This window comes from Natronomonas sp. (assembly GCF_046710025.1).
Lineage (GTDB): Archaea > Halobacteriota > Halobacteria > Halobacteriales > Haloarculaceae > Natronomonas.
Genome location: NZ_JBKEGK010000119.1, coordinates 1 through 7,852 on the forward strand (window position 1 = coordinate 1; position 7,852 = coordinate 7,852).

The 7,852-nt window shown below is 62.8% G+C and carries 7 protein-coding genes; 6 read left to right on the plus strand and 1 reads right to left on the minus strand.

Annotated features, from left to right (window positions below):
• The 4 genes from ACI944_RS09070 to ACI944_RS09085 form a co-directional block, all read left to right on the plus strand.
• On the plus strand, nucleotides 1-1,219 hold a 1,219-nt coding region (locus ACI944_RS09070; protein ID WP_411718728.1), incomplete at its 5' end, for a phosphate acyltransferase.
• Between the two features lie 314 nt (nucleotides 1,220-1,533).
• Nucleotides 1,534-2,421 carry a basic amino acid ABC transporter substrate-binding protein gene (locus ACI944_RS09075; RefSeq protein WP_411718729.1) on the plus strand — a complete coding sequence of 296 codons (888 nt, stop codon included), beginning with the start codon at nucleotides 1,534-1,536 and terminating at the stop codon, nucleotides 2,419-2,421.
• A gap of 108 nt (nucleotides 2,422-2,529) precedes the next feature.
• Nucleotides 2,530-3,360 (plus strand): amino acid ABC transporter permease, encoded by an 831-nt coding sequence (locus ACI944_RS09080; protein WP_411718734.1) that lies wholly within the window; start codon nucleotides 2,530-2,532, stop codon nucleotides 3,358-3,360.
• Entirely contained in the window at nucleotides 3,361-4,089 is a 729-nt protein-coding gene (locus ACI944_RS09085) for an amino acid ABC transporter ATP-binding protein (RefSeq protein ID WP_411718730.1), read from the plus strand.
• A gap of 2 nt (nucleotides 4,090-4,091) precedes the next feature.
• Here the strand turns inward: ACI944_RS09085 and ACI944_RS09090 are convergent, their stop codons facing one another.
• Nucleotides 4,092-5,564: a replication factor C large subunit gene (locus ACI944_RS09090; RefSeq protein WP_411718731.1), complete on the minus strand. Its 1,473-nt coding sequence runs from the start codon at nucleotides 5,562-5,564 to the stop codon at nucleotides 4,092-4,094.
• A 401-nt stretch (nucleotides 5,565-5,965) separates the two neighbouring features.
• On the opposite strand from ACI944_RS09090, the gene ACI944_RS09095 reads away from it, so the two are divergent.
• Both ACI944_RS09095 and ACI944_RS09100 read left to right on the plus strand, forming a co-directional pair.
• Nucleotides 5,966-7,450 carry a PAS domain S-box protein gene (locus tag ACI944_RS09095; protein WP_411718732.1) on the plus strand — a complete coding sequence of 495 codons (1,485 nt, stop codon included), beginning with the start codon at nucleotides 5,966-5,968 and terminating at the stop codon, nucleotides 7,448-7,450.
• A gap of 190 nt (nucleotides 7,451-7,640) precedes the next feature.
• The coding region (locus ACI944_RS09100) for a hypothetical protein (protein ID WP_411718733.1) at nucleotides 7,641-7,852 on the plus strand (212 nt) is incomplete at its 3' end.

Below are 7,852 nucleotides of genomic sequence, written 5' to 3' on the forward strand. Positions count from 1 at the left end.
CGCCGAAGCGCTGGCGGATCTCGCCAAACAGGACGTCCCCGACGCCGTCGTCAAAGCCTACGGCGACCAACCGCTACAGTTCGGCCCCGAGTACATCATCCCCAAACCACTCGATCCACGCGTCCTCTTTGAGGTTGCACCGGCGGTCGCGGAGGCGGCCGTCGAAAGCGGCGTCGCACGCGACGACCTCGATACGGGGCAGTACGCCGAGCGGCTCGAGGCCCGGTTGGGGAAATCGAGAGAGATGATGCGGGTCGTGCTGAACAAGGCGAAAAGCGACCCCAAACGCCTCGTCCTCGCCGAAGGTGACGACGAGAAGATGGTCCGTGCCGCCTACCAGTTGGTCGATCAGGGAATCGCCGAGCCGATCCTCATCGGTGACCGCGAGGAAATCTGGACCCACGCCGAACGGCTGGGCCTCGATTTCGACCCCGAGATCGTCAACCCCGAGGAGGGGAATCTCGCGCCCTATGCCGACCGGCTCTACGAACTCCGCCGACGCAAAGGCGTCACTCGGCGCGAGGCCGACGAACTCATCGAGGACGGCAACTACCTCGGCAGCGTCATGGTGGAGATGGGCGACGCCGACGCCATGCTCACCGGGCTGATGCACCACTACCCCTCGGCGTTGCGGCCGCCGTTGCGAGTTGTCGGCACCGCCGAGGACTCCGACTACGCGGCCGGGGTGTACATGCTGACGTTCAAAAACCGGGTGGTCTTCGTCGCCGACGCCACCGTCAACCAGGCCCCCGACGAGGATGTCCTCGAGGAGGTAACAAGACAGACAGCCGACCTCGCCCGCCGGTTCAACATCGAACCGCGGGCGGCGCTGCTGTCGTACGCCGACTTCGGCAGCGTCGACAACGAAGGGACAAAAAAGCCACGGGAGGCGGCTCGGCGGCTCCGCGAGGATCCCGAGGTCGACTTCCCCGTCGACGGCGAGATGCAGGCCGACACCGCCGTCGTCGAGGAGATGCTTGAGGGAACCTACGGGTTCTCCGACCTCGAGGAGCCGGCGAATGTGCTGGTGTTTCCGAATCTGGAGGCGGGCAACATCGCGTACAAGTTACTGCAGCGGTTGGGCGGTGCCGAAGCCATCGGCCCGATGCTGGTGGGGATGGACAAGCCCGTCCACGTCCTCCAGCGCGGCGACGAGGTGAAAGACATCGTCAATCTCGCCGGTGTCGCCGTTGTCGACGCACAGTCAAACGGAGAGTAGTCGCGAGCGTAGCAGGCGGCGTTTTTCGCCCACGGCTTTCGACGAGCAGGTCGCGAAGCCCCCCCGAGAATAAAACGGTGGGAGTCAAAGATGTCGCCAACTCCGCCGGCGTTGCGGCCATCGACGCGCGGCCCGACGCGTCCTGATCGGCCGGTCCCGTCTCTACCGTCCGTTGGAAGTTGTTTCACGGCGGTCGAATAGCACGAACTCCGACAGACGATAGTGAACGATCTCTTCTAAACGCCACCGAAAACGGCGATTTCGAGGGGTTCGAGGTCGAAACGTTGAAACCGTGTTCAGCCAACGTTGGGGACATGGCACGCGAACGGACACCCAACCGACGGCAGTATTTGACCGCGCTCGGCGTAGGGGGCGCAGTCACGCTGGCCGGCTGTATGGGCGGCAACGGCGGCGGAAACGGAGACAATGGAAACGGGGACGGAAACGGTAACGGGGGCGACAGCGGGAACGGTAATGGCGAATCCGAGACGATCGTCATCGGTTCGGACATCCCCTACGAACCCTTCGAGTACCGGAACGAGGCCGGCGAACTCTTGGGATTCGATGTCGAGATCGCCGAAGCCGTATTCGGTGAACAACTCGGTCTCGAATACGAGTTCCAGCAGACCGGCTTCGACGGCATCATCGCGTCGCTGAACAACGCAAATTTCCGGGTCATCATGAGCGCGATGACGATCAACGAGACGCGAGCCGAGCGGGTCGACTTTTCCGACCCGTACTTTACAGCCTACCAGACGGTACTGGTTCTCGAGAGCGACGACATCACAGAGCGATCCGACCTTCAGGGCATGACCGTCGGCGTCCAGCGCGGGACGACGGGCGAGGCGGCCGCGGAAGACCTCCAGTCCGATTTCGACGGCGACCTCGAAATACAGAGCTACGACCAGATTACCGGCGCCTTCGACGCGTTGCTCAACAATCAGGTCTCGGCAGTCATCAATGATAACACGGTGAGCGCGGAGTTTGCCGCGGAGACGGACGGCGTCGTGTTTCTGGAGGGCGACGGGGTCGCTGCGGACCGCGAGGACGCCCCGGACTACCTCACCCTGACAATCGAGGAGTACGGTATCGCGTTCAGACAGGCCGACGACGAGTTCCGCGAGGAAGTCAACGGTGCCCTTGCCGCGATCCGCGAGGACGGCACCTACGACGAGATCTACGACGAGTACTTCGGTGCCTGATCGCCGTCCTCGGTACAGTTACGTCACACCCACCTGAGAGACACACGACACAACGCATCGACCATGGCAACACAGACAGATTCGGAGTCCGGAACGGGCGGCGTGATGATGCGCGATCGGTTCGTCAAACGGCTTGGGGAGATCGCCGCCGCCGGCTTCCTCGTAGCCGTCGGCGGCCTCCTCGTGTGGATCCTCTCGACGCAGGTCAACTACACACTTCTCGCCTCGCCGCTGATCGCGGGGCGCTTCGCCGAGGCGTTTCTGTTGGTGTTGCGGATCGTCGTCATCTCGAGTCTGCTCTCGGTGTCGTTCGGCGTGCTGGTCGGCCTGGGTCGGATCTCGACATCCGCGGTTACCGGCCGAATCGCGAAGGGATACGTCGAGTTCTTCCGCGGGACGCCACTTCTGTTTCAGCTGTTCGTCATCTTCTTCGGCATTCCGCGGCTGTGGGAGACTGGACAGTTCCCGATCCAGAACTGGGCGGTTCCGGCGGCGATCATCGGGTTGACGCTGAACCACGCCGCATACGTGGGCGAGGCGATACGCGGCGGGATCAGCGCAGTCCCGGACGGCCAGATGGAGGCCGCCCGCTCGCTCGGCATGTCCCGCGTCATGGCGCTTCGGGAGGTCGTGCTCCCGCAGGCGTGGCGTAACGCCCTCGCCGCCATCGGCAACGACCAGATAATCCTCGTCAAGGACACGTCGCTCTTGACAGTCATCGCCGTCCCGGAGATCATGAGTGTCTTCCGAAATATAAACAGCAACCAACTCGATCCCTGGACGCCGCTTGTGTGGGTCTGCGTGCTGTATCTCGCGATCACGATGTCGATGAGCCAGTTGGTCAACGGCCTCGAACGGCGCTCCAATTGGGGCTCCGACAGCGGGATGTTGGGTCGCCTCTCAAGAGGCTCAAGCGGCCCCGATGGGGGGGATGGCTGAATGGTCGATCCCCTCGTCGAGTTCGATAGCGTGGACAAGTTCTTCGGCGAGACCCACGTTCTCAAGGACGTCGACCTCACTATCGAGGAGCGCGAGGTCGTCGTCGTGATCGGTCCTTCCGGGTCGGGCAAGTCGACGCTGTTGCGGTGTGCAAATCGGTTGGAAAAAATACGGGACGGCGACATCAGGCTCGACGGTCGGTCGGTGCTCGAGGCGGACGTCAACGAGATTCGCCAGCAGATCGGGATGGTGTTTCAGTCGTTTAATCTCTTTCCGCACAAGAGCGCCCTCGGCAACGTTGCGCTCGCGCCGAACAAAATACGGAGGCTTCCGAACGACGACGCCGAGGACCGTGCTCGCGAACTCCTCGACCGGGTCGGCCTCGGCGACCAGACCGACTCCTATCCCGACGCGCTCTCGGGCGGCCAACAACAGCGCGTCGCGATCGCACGGGCGCTTGCGATGGACCCAAAGGTGATGTTGTTCGACGAGGTCACGAGCGCGCTCGACCCCGAGTTGGTCGGTGAGGTGCTCGACGTGATCGAGGGCCTCGCGGCCGACGGCATGACGATGGTGCTCGTAACCCACGAGATGGGCTTCGCCCGCGAGGTCGGCGACCGGATCGTCCTGATGGCCGACGGCCGAGTCGTCGAGGTGACCGACAGCGAGGCGTTCTTCGAGCGCCCCGAAACCGAACGCGGCAGGCAGTTTCTCTCGCGGTTACTATAGCATCACATGAAATCGGAGAGACCGGACTGCCCGTCGTCCTCCTTGGCGTCGGTATCGGGATCGTCAGGGATGTCGCCGTCAGCGTCGCCGTTTTCCGGTCCCGATGCCCCGAACGCCGCGAGCGTCCCGTCAGAATCAGCGTTGTCCCCGTCGCCGTCACTCTCTCCGGTAGCCTCGCCGCCCTTGCCGTTCCCCTCTAACGCCGCGAACGCGCCGCCGGAGTGCTCGACTGCCTCGGCTTCGGTCCGCTCTTCGGCCTCCTCGACGATCCCCTGTACCTTGTTCGTCGTCTTCCCCGACCCGGTCACGAACGCGACGTGTTCCGCCTCCAAGTCGTAGCGCGCGGTCATTCGGACGGTCAACTCACGGTTCCGGCAGTGGTGGGTCATCGCCTCGAGATACGGTAGAATCTCGCGCCTGGCGGTCGCCGTCGAGACGTCGGCCGTCTCCGCGATCCGTTCGGCGACGTAATCGCGGGTCGCATCCCGCGTCGAGCGGTACGGGGCGCCGCCATAACGGGTCCATCCGCCCCGGTCGCTCCGTCTGACCGCGGCGACGCCCGCGGCGACGTTGTCCGTGGTATAGCGCCAGTAGCTGTAGTTTTGTGTCTCCCGCACCCGCCCGAGCCATACGTCGGCGTTAGCCAAGTGCTCGTAGGCGTCGGCCAACTCCGCGCCCTCGTACACCTTCGGGACCTTGTCCTCGATCCACAACAGCAGGTCGTCCGGCGTCTCGTCGGCCGCGTAGGCGGTCTGGAGGGCGTCTTCGGCGGACTGTTCTTTCAACACCGCGTCGAGAAACGAGAAGATGTCCTCCGTGCGGTCGCGCTCGCCCTCGCTGCCCTCGGCCCGGATCCGACCCTCCTGCACCCGCGATTGGGTGTCTTTGATCGCCCCGCGGAGATCCCCGCGGTTCGCTTCGGCGATCCGCTCCAAGACGGCTTCGTCGAACTCGACGCCCTCTTGTCGGCAGATATCCCGCAACACGGGAACGATCGAGCGCGCGGAGATATCGCGGAACTCGATCTCTTGACAGGCGCTTCGAAGCCCCGTGGACATCTCGTAGTAGTCGTTAGCGATGAGGACGATCGGCTGGGCGGCGTCCTTGACCACCCTGGTCATCGCGGCGGCGCCGCCACGGTCCTTGTGCCGGTGGAGGTTGTCGGCTTCGTCGAGAATGACGAGTTGGCGCTCGCCGCCGAGCGTCGAGTTCGACGCCGCCCGCCCGGCGAAGCGCTCGATCTCGTCGGCCGTCCGGGCGTCGGAGGCGTTCATCTCGAGAACCGGCCAGCCCTTGTCGTTGGCCAGCGCGTGGGCGGCTGACGTCTTGCCGACGCCCGGCGACCCGTGGATGACGGCTGCCTCGCCGTGGTCGGCCCAGGTGTCGGCCCACTCCTCTAGAGCGTCGCGAGCCTTGTTGTTGCCGCGGACGGCCGACAGCGTTGTTGGCCGATACCGCTCGGTCCAATCAGCCATATACTACGTAGGACATACGTTTGTTCGCGTAGATCGGTACCATACAAACACTACGTTCACGACGAACTTAGTCGTGTCTAACTGCCTAAAACCATGGATGGCGCGTTCGGATCGAGGGGACCCGCAACCCCAATCAAACACCTATCGAGTGGATCACACGGGTCAAAACCCACGGTTGTTTTGACGACTAACCGACGCCCCGAGCGGACCGATTCGCCACACTTGCCTTGTCGTCGCTCCACCGAATTTATAGCCGGTTCTTATAAATACGTATAAATACGCCGCTCTTGGCGATGGTAGGTATTCAATTTCTTATGAAATTCCCGAGTTTTTTATACTTGATTTCCGTACCTTAGATCGGGTATGTGGGGACAGAGCGAGCGCTACGGTGGGGGAATCAAATGAACGCGACCGATAACACGATCCACACTCTTCTCGTTGACGACGAACCGCAGTTCGTGGAGACGATCGCGACCGTCTTAGAACGCGAAGACAGCCGCTTCGATATCCGAACAGCAACCGACGCGGAGGCGGGGCTTGAGATCCTCGAGAACAGCCCGATCGACTGCATCGTCTCCGATTACGGGATGCCAGGAATGGATGGCATAGAGTTCCTCGGCCGGGTCCGTGAGGATCATGGTAAACTTCCGTTCGTTCTCCTGACCGGGGAAGGCGACGAGATGGTCGCAAGCGAGGCAATTTCGGCCGACGTGACCGATTACGTCCCGAAAGGACGACGTGAGAGTCGGTACTCGCTTCTCGCTACCCGACTGACCGACGCCGTCGAAAAGCGCCGGGCTAGGCAGGCGTTACGGCGCCGGAAACAGGAACTTGAGCGCCTAAACGATCGATTCCAGTCGTTCGTCAGACACTCCCCGGACATCATCACGATCACCGATGCGAACGGTCAGATTCAATACAACAGTCCGGCACTCAAACACGTCCTCGGGTACGAACAGGACGAACTCGTTGGTGAGATCGCGTACGAATACGTCCACCCCGAGGACCGCGAGCGCGTTCGATCGAAGTTCAAGACGCTTGCCGAGGCCGGCGAAAACAAGCGGGTACGGTACGAGTATCGGTTTCGACACGCCGACGGTTCCTGGGTCTGGCTCGGATCGGTCGCCAGCGACCAGGCTGGGGCGGACGGGCAGTCGTTTCTAATAAACACCCGCGACATCTCCGAGCGCAAGTCCAGAGAGCGCGAACTTGAGGCGAAGACCGAACGACTCGACAAGTTTGCCAGCATCGTCAGCCACGACCTCCAGACACCGATCACGGTCGCCGACGCCAGACTCGATCTCGCGATGTCGGAGTGCGACAGCGAGCACCTCCCGCCGATCGGCGACGCTCTAGAGCGTATGGAGGAGATCGTCGACGCGACGCTGACGCTGGCCCGCGAGGGGCAGGTTGTCGACGAGACCGAAACGGTCGAATTGGTCGCCGCCGCCGAGCGGTGGGCCGACCCGATCGGACCGGACATGACGCTCCGGATCGAGGCCGGCAACCTCACTGTCGAGGCCGACCGAGAGCGCCTGCGGCGTGTCATGGAGAACCTCTTTTCGAACGCCGTCGAGCACGGCTCAACGAACAATCGGTCGGAGGCCGATGACGCGGTCGACCACTGCGGTGACGAGGTGACCGTGGTCATCGGCGAACTTGAGGACGACGACGGGTTCTACGTCGCCGACGACGGCCCCGGTATCCCCGATGATGTCGGCGACGAGATCCTCGAGCCTGGACACTCACTCTCACCCGATGGGACCGGATTCGGATTGGCAATCGTCAAGGAAATCGCCGAGGCCCATGGGTGGGAGATCGATGTGACCGAAAGCGAACTCGGTGGCGCGCGTTTCGAACTCTCGGGCGTCGATATGGTAACGTGACCCGTGACTCGGCGAAACAAGGGTTATTTATACTGCGGGCACAGATCCTGTAACGACGGACGAAATAGCCGGAGCATATATAACCGGCGTTGAAACAGGGGAGTCAGACAACGGGAGGGAACGCTGTGTGGCGGGTTTCGTTGCTGTAGGGCGTAGCGCCCGCCGCGGCGACTGAGGCCGGAGCATGGTCATGACAGAGGATCATCAAAGAAACGACGTGGTGGGAGGAGAGATTGACAACGAACCAACGGGGGACGCGACCGCCACATCGGCGGACGATGAGAAACGCACGCCGGGGGAAGACGCGTGGTCCGACCCACTGAGGCACATCCGCCGAACCGAGACGATCGCCGATCGGGTCGAATTCGAAGCGCTCCGTAACGAGCTTTCCGGGGGCTGGGA